Origin of the sequence: Methylomonas montana, assembly GCF_030490285.1 — a bacterium.
Lineage (GTDB): Bacteria > Pseudomonadota > Gammaproteobacteria > Methylococcales > Methylomonadaceae > Methylomonas > Methylomonas montana.
In genome coordinates this window covers 3,231,869-3,253,783 of sequence record NZ_CP129884.1, presented here as the reverse complement: position 1 = coordinate 3,253,783, position 21,915 = coordinate 3,231,869, and the positions used below count along the sequence as shown (strand labels likewise).

The following is a 21,915-nucleotide window of genomic DNA, read 5'->3' as shown; positions in this document are numbered from 1 at the left end:
AACCATGCTAAGTAAAGAACTTGAAGTGACATTGAATGCTGCTTTTACCGGAGCTCATGCCAAAAGACACGAATTCATCACGGTCGAACATTTGCTGCTGGCCTTGTTGGACAACGTCACCACGATACCGATTTTGATTGCCTGCGGTTGCAACGTCAATGCATTGCGGGCGGAGTTGACGAGGTTTATCGACGAAACCATTTCCTTGATTCCGGAAGGCATCCAGCGAGAAACCCAGCCGACCTTGGGGTTTCAGCGGGTATTGCAACGGGCGGTTTTTCATGTCCAGGCTTCGGATAAAAAAGAAGTCACCGGCGCCAATTTGTTTGTGGCCTTGTTCAGCGAGCAGGATTCGCATGCCGTTTATTTGTTGAACAAGCAGGATATTACCAGACTGGATGTGGTGAATTATCTGGCGCATGGGGTTTCCAAGATCGAACAATTCAGAAAAGAGCAGAGCGAAGAACCAGAAAGCGAACGTGGCAGCAATGAAACCTTGGCGAGCCCGTTGGAAAAATACGCCACCAACTTGAACGATGAGGCTCTGAAAGGCAATATCGATCCGCTGATTGGCCGGGAACTGGAAGTAGAAAGAACCATTCAGGTGCTTTGCCGGCGGCGTAAAAATAACCCGCTGCTGGTCGGCGAAGCCGGTGTCGGTAAAACCGCCATCGCGGAAGGCTTGGCGAAAAGAATCGTGGAAGAACAAGTGCCGGATATTTTGCTGAACAGCGTAATATACTCGTTAGATATGGGTGCCTTGGTTGCCGGCACCAAATATCGCGGTGACTTTGAAAAGCGCTTGAAAGCCTTGATTAATCAGCTAAAAAAAGAGCCAGATTCGATTTTATTCATCGACGAAATCCATACCATTATCGGCGCGGGCTCTGCGTCCGGTGGCGTGATGGACGCGTCCAATCTGATCAAGCCGGTATTGGCGTCCGGCCAACTGCGTTGCATCGGTTCGACCACCTATCAAGAATATCGCGGCATTTTCGAAAAAGACCATGCCTTGGCGCGACGCTTCCAGAAAATCGATGTGGTCGAGCCGTCGATCGAAGATACCGTGTTGATATTAAAGGGCCTGAAATCGCGTTTCGAGGAGCATCACGGCCTGAAATACACGCAAGAAGCGTTACGGTTGGCTGTGGAATTGTCGGCGCGCTATATCACCGATAGGCATTTGCCGGACAAAGCCATCGACGTGATCGACGAGGCCGGTGCCCGGCAGCGTCTGTTTGCCGGTGTAGACCGCAAAGATCTGATTGATACCGCCGAGATTGAAGAGATTGTCGCTAAAATCGCCAGAGTACCGGCGCAATCGGTTTCGGCCAACGATATCGACAAGCTGTCCAGCTTGGAAAAAAATCTGAAAATGCTGGTGTTCGGTCAGGACGAAGCGATTTCCGAATTGGCGTCGGCGATCAAATTATCACGGGCCGGTTTGCGCGATACCACTAAAACTATCGGTTCGTTTCTGTTCGCCGGCCCTACCGGTGTCGGTAAAACCGAAGTGACTCGTCAGTTAGCCAAAGTGCTTGGCATAGAATTGATTCGTTTCGATATGTCTGAGTACATGGAGCGTCATACCGTGTCCAGGTTGATCGGTGCGCCTCCGGGTTATGTCGGGTTCGATCAAGGCGGATTGCTGACTGAGGCTGTGACCAAACATCCGCACGCAGTGTTGTTGCTGGACGAGCTGGAAAAAGCCCACCCCGATGTGTTCAATCTGTTATTGCAGGTGATGGATCACGGCACCTTGACCGACAACAACGGCCGTAAAGCCGATTTCAGAAATATCATCTTGATCATGACCACCAATGCCGGCGCGGAGGAAAGCAGTCGGGCATCGATCGGCTTTACCCAGCAAAATCATGCCTCGGATAGCTTGAAAGTGATCGAGCGCGGTTTTTCGCCGGAATTCAGAAATCGTCTGGATGCCATAGTCCAATTCAAACCGCTGGATATGGCAGTGGTCGGTAGCGTAGTCGACAAGTTTATTTTCGAACTGGAAGCAGTGCTGGCGGATAAAAATGTCACGTTGACCTTGGAGCCGGCAGCGCGGGCTTGGCTGGCAGAACACGGCTGCGATCCGAAAATGGGCGCAAGGCCAATGGCGCGTTTGATTCAGGAAAAGGTCAAAAAGCCGCTGGCGGAAGATCTGTTGTTCGGTCGTTTAGCGAATGGCGGTCATGTGCGCGTACATGTCGAGAACGATGCGCTGGCTTTTGCCATCGAGAGCAAACAGCTAATCATTTCGGAATTGAATCAAGTCGTGTAGAGCGAGGGAAGCAATCGCTTTCCCGAAAGACGGGTTAGCGATTGCGGAAAGTGATGCGGCCTTTGGTTAGGTCGTAAGGCGTCATTTCTACGCGGACTTTATCGCCGGTCAGGATGCGAATATAGTGTTTACGCATTTTGCCGGAGATATGGGCAGTCACAATGTGGCCGTTTTCCAGCTCGACGCGAAACATTGTGTTGGGCAGGGTATCGATGACCTTGCCATCCATTTCAATTTGATCTTCTTTTGCCATAGTTAAAGCTCTGAACTTAAAACGGCTATGTTAGCATGAATCCTCCGTCGAGCTTCTAAAAAAGTCTCTCCGACAGTTGAATCGGTGACAACTTTTAGAGCTGCGTCAGACTTTTCTCTTCACTTCAATAATATTCGGTAGATGGCTGATACGGGTCAGCACCAGGCTGAGCTGTTCGGTATTTTCAATTTGAATAGTCATAGTCAGGATGGCCGACAAATCGTCATGGGTTTTCAACGAAGCATTGCTGATATGAATTTTCGCGGCTGCCAGCAGTTGGGAGACGTCGTTTAGCAAGTTTTGGGCGTTAAAGGCATGAATCACGATTGGCACGCTATGATGCACCGTCTGCTGGCCGCTCCAATCCGCTTTTAACAATTGCAATTGTTGCTCCGGCGATAAATGCTGAATATTCTCGCAATCGCGGCGATGAATAGTGATGCCGCGCTTATGCGAGATAAAGCCGATGATCTCGTCGCCTTTTACCGGCGAGCAGCAATGCGCCAGCGTGGTGATTACATTGTCGATATCGTCGATGGTTACTGCCGATTGGGAGTTGGCTTTGCTCGGCACCAATTTAATCGGCGTCGGTTCCAATTCCGGAATTTTCAGCGCATTCGCCAATTGCCGGTTATTGATATCGCCATGGCCCAGCGCCTCGTATAAATGCTCGGCGTCGGCGAATTTAAAATGCTTCAACAACTCGCTGATGTCGACCGTTTTCAAGCCGAGCCGTTTGCTTTCCTTGTCCAGCAGCGATTTGCCGGAGGCGATATTCTCGGCTTGTTGTTGTTGCTTGAACCAGCTCTTTACCTTGCTGATAGCGCGCGGTGTTTTTAAATAGCCCAGGTTGGGGTTCAGCCAATTGTGATTGGGTTGGCCGTTTTTGACGGTGATAATTTCCACCTGCTCCCCGGAACACAGTTTGTAAGTCAGCGGTTTGATTTGGCCGTTGACTTTAGCGCCACGGCAGCTATGGCCCACTTCGGTATGGATTGCGTAAGCAAAATCCAGCGGCGTAGCGCCCTTGACCAAATCGATCAGCTTGCCGGCCGGCGTCAGCACGAATACCCGGTCGGAAAACAGCTCGGTATGGAAGTTTTCCAGCAGGTTGTCGGCACTGTCCTTGTCTTCCAGTAATTGCCGGAGCGAGGCGATATTCTTCTCGGTGGCCGCATTGAATTTACTGCCTTCCTTATAACGCCAGTGGGCGGCCACACCCAGCTCGGCGAATTCGTGCATGGCCTTGGTGCGGATCTGAATTTCGATTCGGTTGCCGTCTTCGTCCAGCACTACGGTATGCAGCGATTGATAGCCGTTTTCCTTGGGGTTGGCAATGTAATCGTCGAATTCGCGCGGGATATGTTGCCAATGACTATGTGCTAAACCCAACACCATGTAGCAGGCCGATAGACTATCGACCACCACCCGTACCGCCAACAAGTCGTATAGCTCGTCTATCGTCAGCTGTTTGCGGCGCATTTTGTTCCAAATGCTGTAGATATGCTTGGGTCTGCCGTAGACCTTGGCTTCGATGTCTTCTTGTTTTAATTGGTCGTTGAGTGCCGCTAAAAACCGTTCGATGCAGGCTTGACGTTGCTCGCGGTTCACCGCCAGCGATTCGGCTACATAGCGATAGTTTTCCGGATCGACATAGCGAAATGCCAGGTCTTCCAGTTCCCATTTGAATTGATTGATGCCCAGCCGGTTGGCCAGCGGTGCGTAGATGTCCAGGGTTTCCCGGGCAATAAAGCGGCGAATATCCTCATGTTCCTGATGCAGGTCGCGTAGTCGCTGGATGCGGTAAGCAAGTTTGATCAGCACTGCGCGCACGTCGTGGGTCATGGCCAGCAACATGCGCCGCAAAATCTCCGCCTGATTGGGCTGATTGGCCATATCGGTGCTGTAGATGCTGACCTTGTTCAGCCAGGATACATCCTTGACCAGGCTGGCGACCACCGTGCCGAACCGGTCGCGAATCGCCGTGTCGCCCAATTTACCGACGACGCGTGAGTCGCTGAGCAGCGCCGCCAGGATGGTTTCCAGATCGATGTGCACGCTCATCAGAATCACGGCGACATCAATACCTTTGGGGCGGGCGCTGTCGGCGCAATCCGCCGATAGTTGTTCGATCAGCGTGAGTGCCGTACCGATCTGTGAGCTGTCGGCTTCGGAGAAACCTGGAAATAGGTTGGCGACGAGAGTGTTATGGTTAGTCATTCGGCTATTGTAAGACTAGAGCGATATAGGCGGTAGTCGTCGGCATGGCTCTAGGGCTGGGATGCTCAACCGACGGCAAAGATGAGGCTGCTGATCGAGTCGTTCTAAAGACGCATACCTCAATCGGCCTAAAAAGAAAAAGTAAGTCGGCTGAAATGTATGGTCATGTTGACGGCTGAATGCTGGGTCGTATAGCTGGCGCTGCGACCAGGGTTGACGGGCTTCGGGATAAAAGGATCAAGCGGCTATCCGAATGCCTAAGCCGAAAGGTCGTGGAAGGCGGCAGTTGTCTCGGCGCTGCTACCGCGTGTCATCCACGGCCCTCGTCAGGTCAATGTGGACCGAAATTCAATAACGGTCCTTGGCTGTGATCTGGCCTTTGTCGTTGACGGCAACTTTCCATTTGTTGCCGGCAACGTCAATATAAAGCTCGTATTCTTCGCCGATGCCATTGGGGTTAACCACCAATTCCGCTTTGTCGAGGCGATAACCGGCAAAGTTTTCGGCCAAGGCTTTGCTGACCTCCGGTGGGATTTCCTGGGCATTTCCCAGTAGCAATTCGTTGCTAAACAGCGCGCCATTGCTTCTAAATAGCTCGTGCAACAACTGATTGTCGGCGTCCTTAAAACTGACTTCCAACAACGGTTGACCAAAATGAGTCTCTTGGCTGGCCTGAAAATCTTGAGCACCCGGATGTCGTTTCAAAATACTGGTTCTGACTTTGTCGGGTACGTCGACAACTTCATTGGCGATGGCGGTCGAGTGCAATCCGGCAACGGTCAAAATGCCAAGGATAAAAGTGGATGATTTGCGCATTTTTCCTCCTACGGAATTTGAGTGTTCAGCAGACTAAAATCATAGCCGATAGTTTCATCGGTCACCGTTACTTAATGTTTAGACGTTATTTAAGACGTCGTCTGTGGGTTCGGTAAGGGGCGCAGTTTGTCGAACAGTGCTAGGGCAGGGTGGCAATGCTTGATTTAGGGGGTTAAGTAAAAGCACGTAACCATTTTAAAATTGGAATAATCAGCCATGTCTTGGCCCTATGGCTCTTAAGATGGGCAGTCAACGATCCTTTAAAACGGTTAAGCATACTTACTTAAATCGATTGGTGGAGTGGTTGAAAAAAACCAACTTGGTTCGGTTTTTATAAACCATCCAGCGTTTTTTAGCCTGTCGTTTCGGTGGGAGAGCCCAATATATCGGGCTGGTATCCGTTTAAAGCCAAGGCTCGAGCCTAGCTGAATACCGATGGCATGTTTTTCGCTTTACTTTGGTTTTCCATCGTGTCTCGAGAGCCGTCATGCCCAATGAATCTAAATTAGCTCTGCCTAAATCAGGTATCCCCGGACTCGTCGAAAACTGGCGTAGCGATCTGCTTTCCGGGTTTCTGGTGTTTCTAATCGCCCTGCCGCTGTGCCTCGGGATCGCCATGGCATCCGGTTTTCCGCCGATGTCGGGCATCATCTCTGCCATCATCGGCGGATTGATTGTCTCCAGAATTAGCGGTTCCTTTATGACTATTAACGGCCCAGCCGCCGGTTTGATTGTGGTCATCGTCGATGCCGTTCAATCGCTCGGACAGGGGGACGCGATGGCGGGTTACCGCTTTACCTTGGCAGCGATTGTCGTTGCCAGCGTGCTGCAGATTTTGCTGGGGGTGTTTAAAGCCGGCAAATTGAGTGCATTTTTTCCGTCTTCGGTAGTGCATGGCATGTTGGCGGCAATCGGCATCATCATCATGGCCAAGCAGATTCACACCTTGTTGGGCGTAAAACCCGAGGCTAAAACCTTGCTGGGTACCATCGCCGAGATTCCACATTCCATTATGGAAATGAATCCGGAAGTTTCGTTAATCGGCTTGTGCGGTCTGGTTTTGCTGATTATTTGGTCGCTGATCAAACAGCCGACGCTGAAGATGATTCCGGCGCCCTTGCTGGTGGTGATGCTGGGTTTGGCTTTAGGACAGTATTTCGATCTGGATCATATCCACCAATATCTGTTTTTACCGGATGCGAAAATTCTGCCGCATCATCAATTTACGATCGGTCCTACCTTCCTGGTCGCCGTGCCGGAACACTTTATGGCCGGTTTTTATTTTCCGGATTTTTCCAAAATTGCGACGTCGGAATTCTGGGTGTCGGTGGTGACGATCTGGTTGGTTGGCAGTCTGGAAAGCCTGCTGAGCGCCACGGCGGTCGATAAGCTCGATCCTTACAAACGCAATTCCAATTTGAATCGCGATTTAGCTGCCGTTGGCGCAGGTAATTTGGTTGCCGGCATGGTCGGCGGCTTGCCGATGATCGCCGAGATTGTCCGTAGCTCAGCCAATGTCAACAACGGCGCGAAAACCAGCTGGGCCAACTTTTTTCACGGCGCGCTATTGCTGATCTTCGTTGCGTTGTTTCCGAAGCTGATTCACGAAATTCCTTTGTCTTCGCTGGCGGCCTTGCTGGTTTTTACCGGGTTCCGTTTGGCATCGCCCAGTGAGTTTGCCAAAACCTTGTCGGTAGGCCTGGATAACTTTGCCGTGTTTGTCGTTACTATCATCGGTGTGATTGCCACTGATTTATTGGTTGGTGTGGCGATAGGCATCGTTGTGGAATTGCTGATTCACATCAGCCGGGGGCTGAAACCAAGCAACGTTTTCTCGTTGGCGTATCATGTCAAGCAAACCGATAGTCAGACGTATCACATCGCCGTTAGCGGTGCGGCGGTATTTTCCAATTTCATCAGCTTGAAAAGCTTATTAGCCGATTTTCCAGAACAGAAAACCGTATTTTTTGATCTGACCGAGGCCGATCTGATCGATCATACTGTCATGGAGTTTATCCATCACTTTGCCGAGGAATATAACCATGCCGGCGGCAAATGCGAGATTGTTGGATTGGACGACCACCACAGTTATTCCGATCATCATTTGGCTGTACGCCGTAAATTATCTTGAGTAACTGGTACAGCTTCCGGCTCGTACAATGCGGGCCACTTGTTGTACCCAAAGATGCTTTCTTGCCCAGCAGGCTTGGGTTTATCTTCAAATAGAAGGAATATTATGATTCTAGTGCTGGCGTATATTGCTGTGTTATTGAGCTTCGCTTCCGGGCTGTTGGCGTTGATCAGCAATCAACGCGCTATGCTGCTTGTCTTGAGCCAGCGTTACTCAGCCAGGTTTCCTGAGCACCGGCGCTGTCATGAACTGTTTGCCGAGATTCTCAAGGAAAGCCGTTATCCGTTGTGGTTGAGACAAGCCGTATTTGCCTTGCTGGGCCTTTCGGGTGTCTTTGCAGTGGCGGCGGGCGTCATTGTGATGATCGGGCAACAGGTGATCACCGATCAACTCAGCTTGGGATTGCCGTGGCTACCCTGGCATGTGCGTTTCGACGGTTTGTCGGGGTTTTTCTTTCTGATTATTGGTATCGCCGTCGGCGCGGTCAGTTTGTACGGCCCGGCTTATGTCACGGAATACAAGGAAAACCAGCATCCCTTTGCTGTTTTGGGCTTGTTTACCGGCTTGTTCGTGGCTGGTATGTTGCTGGTGCTATTGGCGGACGATGCCTTTTTCTTCATGATTGCCTGGGAATTGATGTCGGTCGCCAGTTACTTCCTGGTGGCGTTTCAACATGAACATTCGGCCAATCGTCGCGCGGCCTTTATTTATTTGCTGATGGCCGAAGTCGGCGCGTTGGCTATTATCCTGGCCTTCGGTGTGCTGGCCAGTTTTGCCGACGGCTTCACTTTCGACGGCTTGCGGCAGGCTAATTTGTCGCCCACTTGGGCCAGTATCGCTTTTGTGCTGGCTTTGCTGGGTTTTGGCATGAAGGCCGGCATCGTGCCGATTCATGTCTGGCTGCCGGAAGCGCATCCGGTCGCGCCTTCGCACATCTCGGCATTGATGAGCGGGGTGATGCTGAAAGTGGCCCTGTATGGCCTGATCCGGTTTTGTTTTGACTTGCTCCGCGAGGTGCAATGGCAGTGGGGCGTGGTGCTATTGATATTGGGCACGGTCTCGGCATTGGGCGGTATTTTGTACGCGATGATGCAATCCAATTTAAAGCGTCTGCTGGCATACAGCTCCGTGGAAAATATCGGCATCATTTTCATGGTGCTGGGCCTGGCCATGATTTTCATGGCCAACGCCCATCCCGAATTGGCTGCCTTGGGATTATTGGCGGCGTTGTTACATGCCTTCAATCATGCCTTATTCAAAAACTTGCTATTTCTGGGGGCTGGGATACTCCAGCATCAAACCCATGATCTGAATATCGATACCATGGGCGGTTTGATCAAACGCATGCCGCAAACCAGCTTTTTGTTTTTGGTCGGCTGTATGAGCATCTCCTCGCTGCCGCTGTTTAACGGTTTCGTCTCGGAATGGGTGGCGTTCCAGACCGCGCTACAGGTCAGTGTGTTGGACAACGGGGTATTGCGTAGTTTGATCCCGGTTTCGGCAGCGGCCTTGGCATTGACGGCAGCCTTGGCTGCGGCGTGTTTCGTCAAGGTGTTTGGGATGATTTTTCTGGGATTGCCACGCTCGCGCAATAGCGAAAAAGCCCAGGAAGTGAAAGACAAATCAATGTTATACGGCCCAACTCTGCTGGCGAGCTTGTGTTTTGTTTTCGGTATCTTTCCGACGCTGATCATTGATCTGCTAAACCGCGTTGCCGAGCAACTGCTGGGACAAAGTTTACCCAACTATACCGGTTTGAACTGGCTGTGGCTGGCCCCGGTGGCTACCAATAAAGTCTCCTATTCGCCGCCTTTGGTTTTAATCGGTGCGCTGATAGCCGGCGGCATCAGTTTTTGGTATCTGCGCCGCAATCTGGAAACCAAAACCATGCGTCGTTCAGCCGCCTGGGATTGCGGTTTCGGCGGCTTAACCCCGCGTATGCAGTACAGCTGTAATGCCTATACCATGCCGTTTCGGCGGATTTTCGCCAAAGTCTGGTTGATAGACGAGCAGGTTAATAAGGATATGCGGGGTGCCTTGGATATGGATGTGGCGGCAGTCCATTATCAATTGCAGATCCAGGACCATAGCTGGCCGCGGCTTTATCAGCCCATTGCCAATGGCGTCAATCAGCTGGCGAAACAGGTGGGTCGAATTCAGACCGGCAATATTCGGGTTTACCTGGGGTATTCGTTTGTCACGTTAATCATTATGTTGTGGGTGATCAGCTAATGAACTGGGTAGTTGCCGTTTTACAAACCGTGTTGTTTGTTGCGCTGGCGCCGCTATTGGCTGGCTGGCTGAAATTCTGCAAATGCCGATTGCAAAACCGTAAGGCGCCGTCTTTGCTCCAGCCTTATCGGGACTTGCTGAAACTCACCCGCAAGCAGCCGGTAGTCGCGGAGCACGCGTCATGGCTTTTCACCAGAGCGCCTTACATTATTTTTTCCGCCACGGTACTGGCTGCATCGGTGGTGCCTTTAATTACCGTGGACTTGCCCACCACGGCGATTGCCGACGTGATTGTGTTGGTGGGTTTTTTCGCATCCGCCCGCTTTTTCCTGGCTTTGGCCGCGCTGGACATCGGTACCGCATTCGGCGGCATGGGCTCGTCGCGGGAAATGACGATTTCCTCATTAGCCGAGCCGGCGATGCTGATGGCGATTTTTACGCTAACCATGACCGCCTCGACCACCAACTTGTCGTTCGCGATAGTTCATGTATTGAACGAAGGCTTGGTATTGCGGCCGTCGTTCGTGTTCGCGCTGTTTGCCTTGGTGTTGGTGGCAATTGCCGAAACCGGCCGGATTCCGGTCGATAATCCGGCCACCCATCTGGAGCTGACCATGATCCACGAAGCGATGATCCTGGAATACAGCGGCCGGCATCTGGCGTTGATCGAATGGGCCAGTCAGCTGAAATTGATGCTATATGGCGTGCTGATTGCCAACATCTTTTTTCCGTGGGGCATCGCAGAACACTTTAGCGCCCAAGCCCTGGGCTATGGCTTGCTGGCGATCATCGGCAAATTGGCGTTGCTGGCCGTGATGCTGGCGGTCTCCGAAACCTTGGTGGCAAAAATGCGCTTGTTCAGGGTGCAGGAATATCTCAGCTTTGCTTATTTGCTGGGATTACTGGGGATGCTGAGCCACATCATTCTGGAGGCCTCGCGCTAATGAATATCGAACAACAGGATTTTTATACCCAAGCGATTTTGTCGATGGCGGCATTGGTCGGATTGATGTCGTTTTTGATGCTGGGGCAAGGGCGGTTACTGCGGTTAATTTTTGTATTTGCGCTGCAAGGTTTGCTACTGACCTTAACCACGGCCGTGGCGGCTTACAGCCTGAATAACCACCATTTATACATTTCCGCCGCGCTGACCATGATACTGAAAGTGGCGTTTATTCCCTGGATGCTCCGGCGGCAGGTGTTGCATATGCACATGGATCGCGATGTGGAAGCGTTGAAAAATAAAACCGCCGTGATGTTGGTGGGCGCCAGTCTGATGGTGTTCAGTTATTACATATTGCATCCCATCGTGCAAACCTCGTCCACGATCATGGTCAATGCGCTGGCCGTCAGTCTGTCGGTGGTGTTATTGGGGATGTTGCTAATGATTTCGCATCGTCAGGCGGTCGCGCACGTGGTGGGATTTATGTCGATAGAAAACGGTTTATTTTTCGCCGCAATCGTCGCTACCAACGGCATGCCGATGGTAGTCGAGTTGGGGGTTGCCTTTGACGTATTAGTGGCGGCGGTGCTGTTCGGGATTTTTTTCTTTCATATTCGCACCAGCATCGATTCACTGGATGTTGATCGCTTGAACCGCTTGCATGAGGTGGACAAATGATCGCTGCCTATTTGGCATTACTGGTTCCGTTTGTCGGCATCGTATTTTTTGCATTGGCCGGACACCACCAAGACACAGGTAAACTCAATATCTGGTTCAATGCCGTCAGCTTGCTGGCGACGATTTGGCTAGCGATCAATGTGTTGAATAATGGCACCATTCTGTCGAAAGGGCAGGCGTTTATCGTCGATTCGTTCAATGTCTATCTGGTGGTGCTGACGGCTTTTATCGGCTTGACCACCTCGATTTTTTCCGCGCCTTACATGGAGCATGAAAAGGAGATAGGTCGGTTGACGGAAAGGCGCTTGCGGCTGTATTACTCGATGTATCAGGGCTTTATGCTGGCGATGTATCTGGTGTTGACCACCAATAATATGGGAGTGATGTGGGTAGCGATGGAAGGCGCGACGTTGGCGACCGTGATGCTGGTCAGCTTGTACCGCACGCCGGAATCGATCGAAGCGGCCTGGAAATATTTCATCCTGTGCGGGGTCGGTATCGCCCAAGCGCTGTTCGGTACCATTTTGCTGTATTACGCCGCCGTGCAAATCGGCGACGGCGACAACGCCTTGCTGTGGTCGGTGTTGTATGCCAATGCCGACAAATTGAATCCAGATATTCTGCAAATTGCCTTTGTGTTCTTGCTGATAGGTTACGGCACTAAAATCGGTCTGGTGCCTTTGCATAACTGGCTGCCGGATGCTCATTCCGAAGGTCCGACGCCGATGTCGGCGGTATTGTCCGGTTTGTTGTTGAACGACGCTTTGTACGCGGTAGTGCGCAATAAAATGCTGGTCGACGGCGCCACTCATAGCAACATGGCCGGTTTGCTGATGATGGGTTTCGGGCTGTTGTCGTTTTTGGTGGCGGCGCTGTTTTTGCACCGGCAAAAAGACATCAAGCGCTTGTTCAGCTATTCCTCCATCGAACACATGGGCATCATGACCTTTGCGTTTGGGATGGGCGGGCCGTTGGCGACCTTTGCGGCCTTGCTGCACATGACGGTGCATTCGCTGACCAAATCCGCGATTTTCGTCACCGTCGGTCATGCCGCGCAATTGGCCGGCACTCAAAGCATGGACAAAATTCGCGGATTGATCAAAACCCAACCCAAGATCGGTTGGGGCTTGTTAATGGGGACCGTGGCGATTGCCGGATTCCCGCCGTTCGGGGTGTTCACCAGCGAATTTCTGGTGTTGCTGGCCACCATGCACCAGTATCCCTGGCTGGCGCCGTTGCTGTTATTAGGGATAGGCATCGCCTTCGCCGGTCTGTTCAGGCACATTCAACCCATGGTTTACGGCGAACGGCCGGAAGGTCAGTTCGCGGTTAAAGCCAATCTGTGGCCAGTGATTATCCATTTGGCCTTGGTGCTGTGGCTGGGCTTGGCGATTCCGAGTTTTCTCGCCAACTGGTTTTCGCAGGCGACCTTATTGATCTCCGGGAGTGCGCCGTTATGAGTGCTTCACAATGGACAGCCGAATTTCGGCAACAGTTGGCTTTAGGCGGCATCTCGGTCGAACCCATTGCCGTTGCCGCCGGGTTTTCGGAAAGAGCCGAACTCTGGCAAATCGACAGCCAGCAATGGCAAGCGTTTGCCGAACTGGCCATGCAACAACATCTGCGCTGGTCGGCGGGTTGGGCGGAGCAGTTCGGCGAGCAATTTTTTGTCAATGCACTGTTTGAAAAACAGGGTGATTTCATCCTGTTGCGTAGCCTCGTTAATCCGTTAAAGCCGGAGTTGCCGAGTCAAGCTACTGTGTATCCGGCCGCCAATCGCAGCGAAAGGCATACACAGGATATGTTTGGTATCAAATTTATCGGCCATCCCGATCATCGGCCCTGGACCCGGCACAAAGCCTGGGACAAGCATGAGTATCCGTTACGCAAGGACTTTCCGGCGTCCGGGAATCCGCAGGGCGTTACGCCGCCGGATCTGGATTATCAGTTTATTAAATCGCATGGCGCCGGGACTTATGAAATTCCGGTCGGCCCGGTGCATGCCGGCATTATCGAGCCCGGCCATTTTCGTTTTCAGGCGGTCGGCGAACTGATCCTGAATTTGGAAGAGCGCTTGGGGTACGTGCATAAAGGCATCGAAAAAATCGCCGAGGGCAGGACGCCTGAATCATTGGCGCGTTTGGCTGGACGGGTATCCGGCGATACCACGGTGGGCCACGCCTGGGCCGCTTGCATGGCAATGGAACAGGCGGCGGGGATTGCTGTTCCGCCTCGCGCCGCATTGATTCGCGGCATCCTAGCCGAGCGTGAGCGGGTCGCCAATCATCTGGGCGACATCGGTGCGATTTGTAACGATGTGGCCTTCGTGTTCGGACAAATGCAATTTACCCGCCTGCGAGAAAACTGGTTGCGGACCAATGCCCTGGTATTCGGGCATCGTTTATTGATGGATTGCGTGGTGCCGGGCGGCGTTAAAGCCGATCTGTCGGAAGCGAGCGGGCACTTGATTAAACAGGATATCGTTCAACTGCGTAAGGAATTGACCGACGTCATCACCGCGCTGGATTTGAACACCTCGCTGGAAGACAGGTTGTACACGGCCGGGTTTTTAGCCGACGAAATCGCTGCCGGATACGGTACGGTCGGCTATGTCGGCCGAGCCAGCGGCCAGAATTTCGATGTGCGCCGCGATGCGGCTTATTCGCCTTACGATAGAGTCACGATGAGAGTGGCGTTGGAAAATCAGGGCGATATCGCCTCCCGATTCTGGGTCAGACATAAGGAAATCAAAGCGGCGTTAAGGTTGATCGAGCAATTTATCGATTTGCTGGCGCCCGGTGACCTGATTGCCGACTGGCAAATGCCGGCGCCCGGCAGCGAAGGCCTAGGTATCGTCGAAGGCTGGCGCGGCGAAACCGTCGCTTATCTGCGCTTCGAGGCCGACAATAAAATTTCCCGCTATTATCCGCGCGATCCCAGCATCTTGAACTGGCCGGCGCTGGAAAAACTAGTGCTGAACAATATCGTGCCGGACTTTCCGGTCTGCAACAAATCCGTGAACGGCTCTTATTCCGGCAACGATTTATAGGGGACGAGTATGCTGAGAATTTTCAACAAAATCTTCGCTACCGGCATCGTCACCGAGTCGGTCAAGCCGCCTAAGGACGACGAGCTGGAGCAATTGGGCATTGCTATCAAACGGCATATTGACAGCAAATTTGCCGGCAGCATCGCAATCCGCGAGGTCGATGCCGGTTCCTGCAACGGCTGCGAGCTGGAAATCCACGCCTTGAATAATCCTTATTATGACATCGAGCGCTTTGGGATTCATTTCGTCGCCTCGCCTCGCCACGCCGATGTGTTGCTGGTCACCGGACCGGTATCGCGGCATATGCAGACCGCGTTGCTGCGCACTTACGAAGCCACGCCGAATCCGAAATGGGTGATTGCGGTGGGCGATTGCGCGGCCTGCGGCGGCGAATTTGGCGTGTCGTACGCCAGTTGCGGAGCGGTATCCAATGTGATTCCGGTGGATGCGGTGATTGCCGGTTGTCCGCCGACGCCGCTGGCCTTGATGAAGGGCTTGCTGGGCTTAATCGGGCATTGATACTTATCCGTACGATTTGGAGATCGTCGATGAACCATAAAATCAGTCGGTTTTTTTGCGTCAAAATCTTAATACTGCTTGGCTTGGTATCGAGTTTACAATCGGTTCTGGCTGGTGAACTGGCCGAAGACACAGGCGCCTGGCTACAAATAGTCGGCGAGGGGAGTTTGGCGGTGCTCGATCCCAAGTGGGAAAAAGGCCGTGTCTGGCTGGAAGGGCAATCGCGTTTCGACGGCAATTGGGAGCATTGGTATCAAGGCATGGTACGTACGGCGGTCGGTTATTCGCTGAGCGATCGCGCCACGATTTGGGCTGGCTATACCTGGTTGCCCACTCAGAATATCGGCAAATCTTATATTTCCCAGCAGGATGTCTGGCCGGCGTTTCGTTACATCCTGCCGACCGATAGTGGTACATTCACCTTCCGCACCATGTGGGAGACTAATTTTTTACGTGGCGACCAAGTCCGGGAACGGCCACGGCAAATGATTAAATTCATGCATCCGTTCGAATTTGAACCGCGCCTGAGTTTCATCGCCTGGGACGAGGCGTTCTATCGGGTTAATACGACCACTTGGGGCGGCAAATCCGGCTTCGACCAAAACCGGGTGTTTGGCGGGCTGGGCTGGAGTTTTAATAAAAATGTTCGAGCCGAGCTGGGTTATCTGAACCAATATATCGACGATGCCAGTCATCGAAACGCCACCATGCATCATTTGGGGATGGCGTCACTGTTTATTAATTTTTGAGCGAGGGGCGTCGTCAGCGGCTGGCAATACGGCTCCTTGAATTTACGCTATTCCGCCTCAACTAATTCGTCCAAGCATTTTGCAGCATCGAAACGATGCAGTAGCGATATGACTTTACTCAGAACCTCGTGGCTCCTGCCTGGACCGGTACGCTGTTTGCGACCGGTCTTTTTTTGATCCGCGATGCTTGGGTCAAAAGTCTATTGTTGTTTAACCAGCTAATTGACCGGATATTGAAGATTGTATTTATCCGCAGAGGTCAACTGGGCAGTAAAATAGCCGATTGAAATTTCCAATACTCCGCATTCATGATGCATTCAAATATCCATACCAGGCATTGCCCGGCCATGTTGATCAGCGCCCCTGCCTCCGGGCAAGGCAAGACCACTGTCACCGCCGCGCTGGCTTATTATCATAGACAACAAGGCCGCAGGGTACGGGTATTCAAGACCGGACCGGATTTCATCGATCCGCAGATTTTGGCTTACGCCAGCGGGCAGCCTGTCTATCAACTGGATTTATGGATGATGGGCGAGGCGCATTGCCGGGAGATGTTGTATCGCGCCGCTGGCGACGCCGATCTGATTTTGATCGAAGGCGTGATGGGCTTGTTCGACGGTGACAGTAGCAGCGCCGATCTGGCCCAAGCCTTGGCGGTGCCGGTGGCGGCGGTGATCGACGCGCAAGGCATGGCGCAAACCTTTGCTGCCGTGGCTTACGGCTTGGCCAATTACCGGCCTGGTTTGCCGTTCGCTGGCGTGATCGCCAACAAGGTTGGTAGTGCGGGTCATGCCAGGATGTTGCAGGAAGCCTTGCCAACGGACATGCCCTTGTTGGCGGCGATGAGTCGAGACGACGCAGTGGGCTTGCCGTCCCGGCATTTGGGCTTGCTGCAGGCCGAGGAAATCGGCGATCTGAATGTCCGGCTGGCGCGGGCCGCAGAATTATTAAATAGTTTTACGCCCTGCCTTTTGCCCGAGCCAGTCACCTTTGCAGCCGTTTCGACCAATCCGCCGCCACGATTGTTGCAGGGTAAACGCATCGCGGTGGCGCGCGACGCGGCGTTTTCGTTTCTCTATCAAGCCAATCTGGATTGTCTGCAAGCGATGGGCGCCGAGCTACGCTTCTTCTCGCCGCTGGCGGACAGTGCTTTGCCGGAGGCCAATAGCGTTTACTTGCCAGGCGGCTATCCAGAGCTGCATCTGCAAGCTTTGGCCGATAACTTGGCGATGAAGCAGGCTCTAACTGCGCATCATCAAGCAGGTAAAGCGATCTATGCCGAGTGCGGAGGCTTCTTGTATTTGCTGGAGAGTTTGGCGGATAAAGAAGGCCATCGGGCGGAGATGCTGGGCTTATTGTCAGGCAGCGCGTATATGCAAAGTCGGTTGGTCAATCTAGGCATGCATAGCCTGCAACTGGAGCAGGGCGAGATTCGCGGCCACAGTTTTCATTTTTCCAAACTGGAAACCACATTAGACCCGTTTGCTGTATCCAACGCGCAACGCAGCTTTGGGCATGGCGAAGGCTTTTTCCGCAAAGGCTCCCTGCAAGCCTCTTATCTGCACTTGTATTTCCCCTTCAACCCGCAGCTTGCAGCCAGCTTTTTCTAAGTTGAGCATGGATATTAAAACTGTTTCACGTCCAGGGTCTATGGGATAATGCGCGGCTTTCACCGGCCAGACAACAGCAGGTACTAAAATGGACGAAAACAAGAAAAAGGCGCTGGGCGCCGCGTTGATGCAGATCGAAAAACAATTCGGCAAGGGCTCCGTGATGCGGATGGGCGACGTTGCTGCCAGCCGCGATATCGAAGTCGTGTCGACCGGCTCGCTGTCCTTGGATATTGCCCTCGGCGTTGGCGGCTTGCCGCGCGGCAGGATCATCGAAATCTACGGGCCTGAGTCGTCCGGCAAAACCACTTTAACGCTGCAGACCATCGCCCAAATGCAAAAACTGGGCGGCACGGCAGCGTTTGTCGATGCCGAGCACGCGCTGGATCCTATCTATGCGCAAAAGATTGGCGTGAATATCGACGACTTATTAGTGTCGCAGCCGGATACCGGCGAGCAGGCTTTGGAAATCACCGACATGCTGGTGCGCTCCGGTGCGGTCGACATCGTGGTGATCGACTCGGTCGCCGCATTGACGCCGAAAGCCGAAATCGAAGGCGATATGGGCGACTCGCATATGGGCTTGCAAGCCCGATTGATGTCGCAAGCCTTACGCAAACTCACCGCCAACATCAAACGCTCCAACACCCTGGTGATTTTCATCAACCAGTTGCGGATGAAAATCGGCGTGATGTTCGGCAATCCGGAAACCACCACCGGCGGTAACGCCTTGAAGTTCTATGCCTCGGTACGTCTGGATATTCGCCGCATCGGTTCTATCAAGAAAGGCGACGAAGTGATCGGCAACGAAACCCGCGTCAAAGTGGTTAAAAACAAAGTCGCGCCACCGTTCAAACAAGCCGATTTCGAAATTCTCTATGGCGAAGGCGTGTCCTTCTTCGGCGAACTGGTGGACTTGGGCGTGGAATTTGGCTTCGTGCAAAAGTCCGGTTCCTGGTATGCCTACAACAACGAGAAAATCGGTCAGGGCAAGGACAACGCCAAGCAGTTTTTACGCGATAACCCGGATAAGGCTGCCGAACTGGAAAAAGCGATCCGCGAAAAAGCCTTTGCCAAGTTAGCGACCGCACCGGCAGCAGTCAGTGAAGACGACGACGCCGAGTTTGTCGACGGCGATTGAACGCCGGCAACAGATCGAGGCCGTCTGCCTAAGGTTATTGGCCCGGCGCGAACATAGCCGCCGGGAATTGCTGGACAAGTTGGCGCTACGCGGCTTTAACCGCGATGAAGTCGAGCCGGTCATTGCTGAGATGGCCGAGCAGAACTGGCAGAACGACCAGCGCTACGCCGAATGTTATGTCCGTCAGCGTATCCAAAGCGGTTACGGGCCGATCCGACTACGCTACGAATTGCAACAGCGCGGTATCAACGATGCCGATCTGGACGCACAGGCCGAAGAGCAGGGCGGTTGGCAGAATCTGTTGTTAGACGTGTATTTGGGCAAATACGGCGACGAAAAATCGCTGCCCCAAAACGAATGGCTAAAACGCAGTCGCTTCTTGCAGCAACGCGGTTTTAGTGGCGAGATGATTAAGCGCTTGTTTGCGGAGTTGAAGATTAGATTGCGCAGGCTGGAGTAAGAAACGCTTGAATCTGTAGGTTTGATCGTATCGCGAGCAAATTATTGGTAGTGTTGGAATGTCAGTCGATGGCAAAATCGGAACCTAAGGCAATAAGATGAGTTTTGTATTAGCTAAATACGTTGAAATTTTAGTGTTATTGCCTGGATTTGGTGAATGTTGAGTATAACTATCGATTTAGCCAGAGGCTTAGCTTCCTTCGCGGTTTTTCTTTTTCACATTGCTGAGCAAGTTCGTCCTTATTCTTCTGGGTGGTTTGTTTTGGCTAAATACGGTTTTTACGGAGTGCCACTTTTTTTTGTGATATCCGGATATTGCATAACCGCCTCGGCAGACGGTTTTATTAGCAAGCAGGACTCCCCCTTGAAATTTTTAAAAAAAAGATTTTTAAGGATATATCCACCGTTTTGGGCGTCTATACTAGTTATTTTATGCGTACCTTATCTTTTGGAAATTGTCTCGTATATTAGAACCGGGCAATTGGCTTGGCCTTATCGCGACTGGCAGAACTTTAATTTAACTGATTGGGTTCAAGTCATTACATTGATAAAGGTATTTTACGGTTCGGATGGGCAGTCGTTGCATTCATTGTTTTCGGGAATTAATCCAGTTTATTGGTCACTGGCGATAGAGTTTCAATTCTATCTTGTAGTTTTTCTGGCGTTATTATCTAAAAAACATTTTGTCAATGTATTAGCTATCGTGACTTTTGTGAGTCTTTTTTTTCAGGATATTAGATATACCGGATTATTCCTAGGGTACTGGCCTTTGTTTGCCGTTGGCATTTGCGTTTACTATTTGCTGAAAAATAATTTAACCTTGCTAAGGCTGTCGAGGAGCTGGGGGCTATTACTATCTGTATTCCTGGTTTTGACTATAACGGTATTGGTGATTTATTTTGCTCGACAAGGGCAGCTCGATAATGTTTTAAGAAAATTTGGAGATGACTGGTTAAATTTTGCAATACTTTGTGCTTTAGCTCTTTGGGCTATATCGCCTATGGAGCCGATGTTAAAACGCTGTATCAATAGTATTAATCCGATGTTTTCTTTTCCTCTAAAATGTGTAACGCTTTTAGGGACCATTTCTTATTCTTTGTATTTATTACACCCAAAGATGTATCAGATTTCCGAAAAGGTTGCTGACAATTTGTCTCTATCCCATAGTTTTCTTAAGCCGATCGTGATTGTTCTGGGTACTGTTCTTATTTCATGGGTTTTCTATCATTTTTGTGAGCGTCCTTTTATACAGTCACGAATTAGAACACAGAGGAATATGGTTTGTTAGCTCTAGGAGAGTTAATTATTATTGATGTCCTCATGGTTTTGATAAATTCTGGGGATGAGGTTATTTGAGTGTTAGTAATGAGCCAATCTGTCAATAAATGGAATATTATCGAGATGGATGCTGAAATTTTGCACCAGTCTATGCGAGTTGATTTTTAAGTTGAGACTGTTAGTGGTTGAGCACTTTATTCAATTGATAAAAAACGATACTTTAGGGCACCTCGAAAAACCGGCACCCATGAGAAAATAGTCGCATCATCCAACGGATTCTAAAGCCCATGATCAAAGAAAGCCTGTTTGCCGCCGAAGAACGAGAAACCAAGCTGAACAAGTTAGGTGATGTTCTTCAAATCCTGGAAGAGCATGTTGATTTCGCCGCCTTAGCAGCTGCGATTGATGCAGCGGCACCCCGACCCAGTCGGGAGCGCGGCGGTCGTCCGCCGTTTCCGACCGAAATCATGGTTCGTACGTTGTTATTGCAGCAACTGTACAACCTCAGCGACGAACAACTGGAATTTCAATTGCTGGATCGTTTGAGTTTCCAACGGTTTGCCGGGCTAAGGCACAGCAGCCAGATCCCCGATCGCACCACGTTCTGGACATTCCGTGAGCGACTGATGGCGGCGGGAGCCAGTGAAACGATCTTTGAAGCCGCGAATCGGGAATTAGATAAGCACGGCTATCTGGCGCGTGGTGGCCAAATGATTGATGCCAGCATCGTGCCCGCGCCCAAGCAGCATCGGCCTAAAGGCGAGAAAGCCCTGATCGAAGAGCAGGCCATGCCTATCGACTGGTCACCTGCCAAGCGTCGGCAAAAAGACATCGATGCGATGTGGACAAAAAAGCATGGCAAATCGTACTTCGGATACAAGTTGTCAGCCAACGTGGATAAGCGATACAAACTGGTTCGTAAAGTTAAAGTCAGCACGGCCAGCGAGCACGATACCTTGCATCTGGATGAGGTGCTGGACACTTTTAATACCGGCCGCGAACTGTATGCTGACAAAGGCTATGTGGACAAAGAACGTGAAGCGCGAATCAAAGCGTCAGGTCTTCGGGTGCATATCCAACGCAAGGCGGCCAAAGGCAAACCGCTATCCGACTGCCAAAAGCGGCGCAATACGCGGATTGCCAAAACCCGTGCACGGGTTGAGCATGTGTTTGCCAGCTTGGAACAGATGGGTGGCAAAGGCTTGCGTAGTATTGGGCTAGCTCGCGCCACGTTACAACTGAACTTCAAGGTGGCCACTTATAATTTACGTCGCCTCTGCAGTTTAAGGACTGGCGGCATTAAGCCTGCTTTTGCCTTCTGACGGGCAAAGTGCGCCTGAAATCGTCAAAAATGGCGATTTCAGGATAAAAACAGCCCCAAACAGGGCGAAAATAAGGCGCCAAATCTGTTTTCTGCTTTGAGCATAAACTGAATACCCAGAACCTGCGGCAATTTTGCCGGTATTTCGAGGCTCCCTTTAATTGCACAGAAAACATGGATTAACGAAACTGGCATGGTTAGTGGATTGAGCTAAAAGGCTTGAGAAGAAACCTAA

17 protein-coding genes are annotated in these 21,915 nt (G+C 51.6%); 14 read left to right on the top strand and 3 right to left on the bottom strand.

All coding sequences use genetic code 11. The annotated features are described in order from the left end of the window. The first annotated feature begins 4 nt into the window (after nucleotides 1-4). Nucleotides 5-2,281, top strand: a complete 2,277-nt coding sequence (gene clpA, locus QZJ86_RS14975) for an ATP-dependent Clp protease ATP-binding subunit ClpA (RefSeq protein WP_301671271.1) — start codon at nucleotides 5-7, stop codon at nucleotides 2,279-2,281. Nucleotides 2,282-2,315: 34 nt separating this feature from the next. On the opposite strand, the gene infA is transcribed toward clpA, so the two are convergent. The 3 genes from infA to QZJ86_RS14960 all read right to left on the bottom strand — a co-directional run bounded on the left by infA (nucleotide 2,316) and on the right by QZJ86_RS14960 (nucleotide 5,570). Next, nucleotides 2,316-2,534, bottom strand: coding sequence for a translation initiation factor IF-1 (gene infA / locus QZJ86_RS14970; RefSeq protein ID WP_013819653.1), 219 nt, complete (start codon nucleotides 2,532-2,534; stop codon nucleotides 2,316-2,318). Between the two features lie 105 nt (nucleotides 2,535-2,639). Further along, a complete protein-coding gene (locus QZJ86_RS14965; RefSeq protein WP_301671267.1) occupies nucleotides 2,640-4,754 on the bottom strand; it encodes a RelA/SpoT family protein in 2,115 nt (704 codons plus the stop codon). A gap of 348 nt (nucleotides 4,755-5,102) precedes the next feature. Next, on the bottom strand, nucleotides 5,103-5,570 hold the full coding sequence (locus tag QZJ86_RS14960; RefSeq protein WP_301671266.1) for a hypothetical protein: 468 nt from the start codon (nucleotides 5,568-5,570) through the stop codon (nucleotides 5,103-5,105). A 487-nt stretch (nucleotides 5,571-6,057) separates the two neighbouring features. Between QZJ86_RS14960 and QZJ86_RS14955 the strand changes: the two genes are divergently transcribed. From QZJ86_RS14955 to QZJ86_RS14895, 13 genes are all read left to right on the top strand, one after another. Continuing rightward, the gene (locus QZJ86_RS14955) at nucleotides 6,058-7,701 is read left to right on the top strand and encodes a SulP family inorganic anion transporter (RefSeq protein WP_301671265.1); all 1,644 of its coding nucleotides are present in this window, start codon (nucleotides 6,058-6,060) and stop codon (nucleotides 7,699-7,701) included. Nucleotides 7,702-7,806: 105 nt separating this feature from the next. Next, a complete protein-coding gene (hyfB, locus tag QZJ86_RS14950) occupies nucleotides 7,807-9,933 on the top strand; it encodes a hydrogenase 4 subunit B (RefSeq protein WP_301671264.1) in 2,127 nt (708 codons plus the stop codon). Continuing rightward, nucleotides 9,933-10,877 (top strand): respiratory chain complex I subunit 1 family protein, encoded by a 945-nt coding sequence (locus tag QZJ86_RS14945; RefSeq protein WP_301671263.1) that lies wholly within the window; start codon nucleotides 9,933-9,935, stop codon nucleotides 10,875-10,877. The genes hyfB and QZJ86_RS14945 overlap by 1 nt, the downstream gene beginning before the upstream one ends. Next, complete coding sequence (locus QZJ86_RS14940; RefSeq protein ID WP_301671262.1) at nucleotides 10,877-11,554, top strand: formate hydrogenlyase; 678 nt, start codon at nucleotides 10,877-10,879, stop codon at nucleotides 11,552-11,554. The genes QZJ86_RS14945 and QZJ86_RS14940 overlap by 1 nt, the downstream gene beginning before the upstream one ends. Continuing rightward, the gene (locus QZJ86_RS14935) at nucleotides 11,551-13,014 is read left to right on the top strand and encodes a hydrogenase 4 subunit F (RefSeq protein ID WP_301671261.1); all 1,464 of its coding nucleotides are present in this window, start codon (nucleotides 11,551-11,553) and stop codon (nucleotides 13,012-13,014) included. Before QZJ86_RS14940 ends, QZJ86_RS14935 begins: the two co-directional genes overlap by 4 nt. After that, on the top strand, nucleotides 13,011-14,603 hold the full coding sequence (locus tag QZJ86_RS14930) for a hydrogenase large subunit (protein WP_301671259.1): 1,593 nt from the start codon (nucleotides 13,011-13,013) through the stop codon (nucleotides 14,601-14,603). The genes QZJ86_RS14935 and QZJ86_RS14930 overlap by 4 nt, the downstream gene beginning before the upstream one ends. Before the next feature lie 9 nt (nucleotides 14,604-14,612). Further along, nucleotides 14,613-15,122 (top strand): NADH-quinone oxidoreductase subunit B family protein, encoded by a 510-nt coding sequence (locus QZJ86_RS14925; RefSeq protein ID WP_301671258.1) that lies wholly within the window; start codon nucleotides 14,613-14,615, stop codon nucleotides 15,120-15,122. Nucleotides 15,123-15,151: 29 nt separating this feature from the next. Beyond that, nucleotides 15,152-15,871 (top strand): DUF2490 domain-containing protein, encoded by a 720-nt coding sequence (locus QZJ86_RS14920; RefSeq protein ID WP_301671257.1) that lies wholly within the window; start codon nucleotides 15,152-15,154, stop codon nucleotides 15,869-15,871. Nucleotides 15,872-16,179: 308 nt separating this feature from the next. After that, the gene (locus QZJ86_RS14915; RefSeq protein WP_320415824.1) at nucleotides 16,180-17,481 is read left to right on the top strand and encodes a cobyrinate a,c-diamide synthase; all 1,302 of its coding nucleotides are present in this window, start codon (nucleotides 16,180-16,182) and stop codon (nucleotides 17,479-17,481) included. Nucleotides 17,482-17,569: 88 nt separating this feature from the next. After that, complete coding sequence (recA, locus tag QZJ86_RS14910; RefSeq protein WP_301671256.1) at nucleotides 17,570-18,622, top strand: recombinase RecA; 1,053 nt, start codon at nucleotides 17,570-17,572, stop codon at nucleotides 18,620-18,622. Further along, nucleotides 18,606-19,082 (top strand): regulatory protein RecX, encoded by a 477-nt coding sequence (locus tag QZJ86_RS14905; protein WP_301671255.1) that lies wholly within the window; start codon nucleotides 18,606-18,608, stop codon nucleotides 19,080-19,082. Before recA ends, QZJ86_RS14905 begins: the two co-directional genes overlap by 17 nt. A gap of 156 nt (nucleotides 19,083-19,238) precedes the next feature. Further along, nucleotides 19,239-20,369 (top strand): acyltransferase family protein, encoded by a 1,131-nt coding sequence (locus tag QZJ86_RS14900; protein WP_301671254.1) that lies wholly within the window; start codon nucleotides 19,239-19,241, stop codon nucleotides 20,367-20,369. 277 nt (nucleotides 20,370-20,646) lie between these two features. Then, entirely contained in the window at nucleotides 20,647-21,681 is a 1,035-nt protein-coding gene (locus tag QZJ86_RS14895) for an IS5 family transposase (RefSeq protein WP_301671253.1), read from the top strand. Nucleotides 21,682-21,915 lie beyond the last annotated feature (234 nt).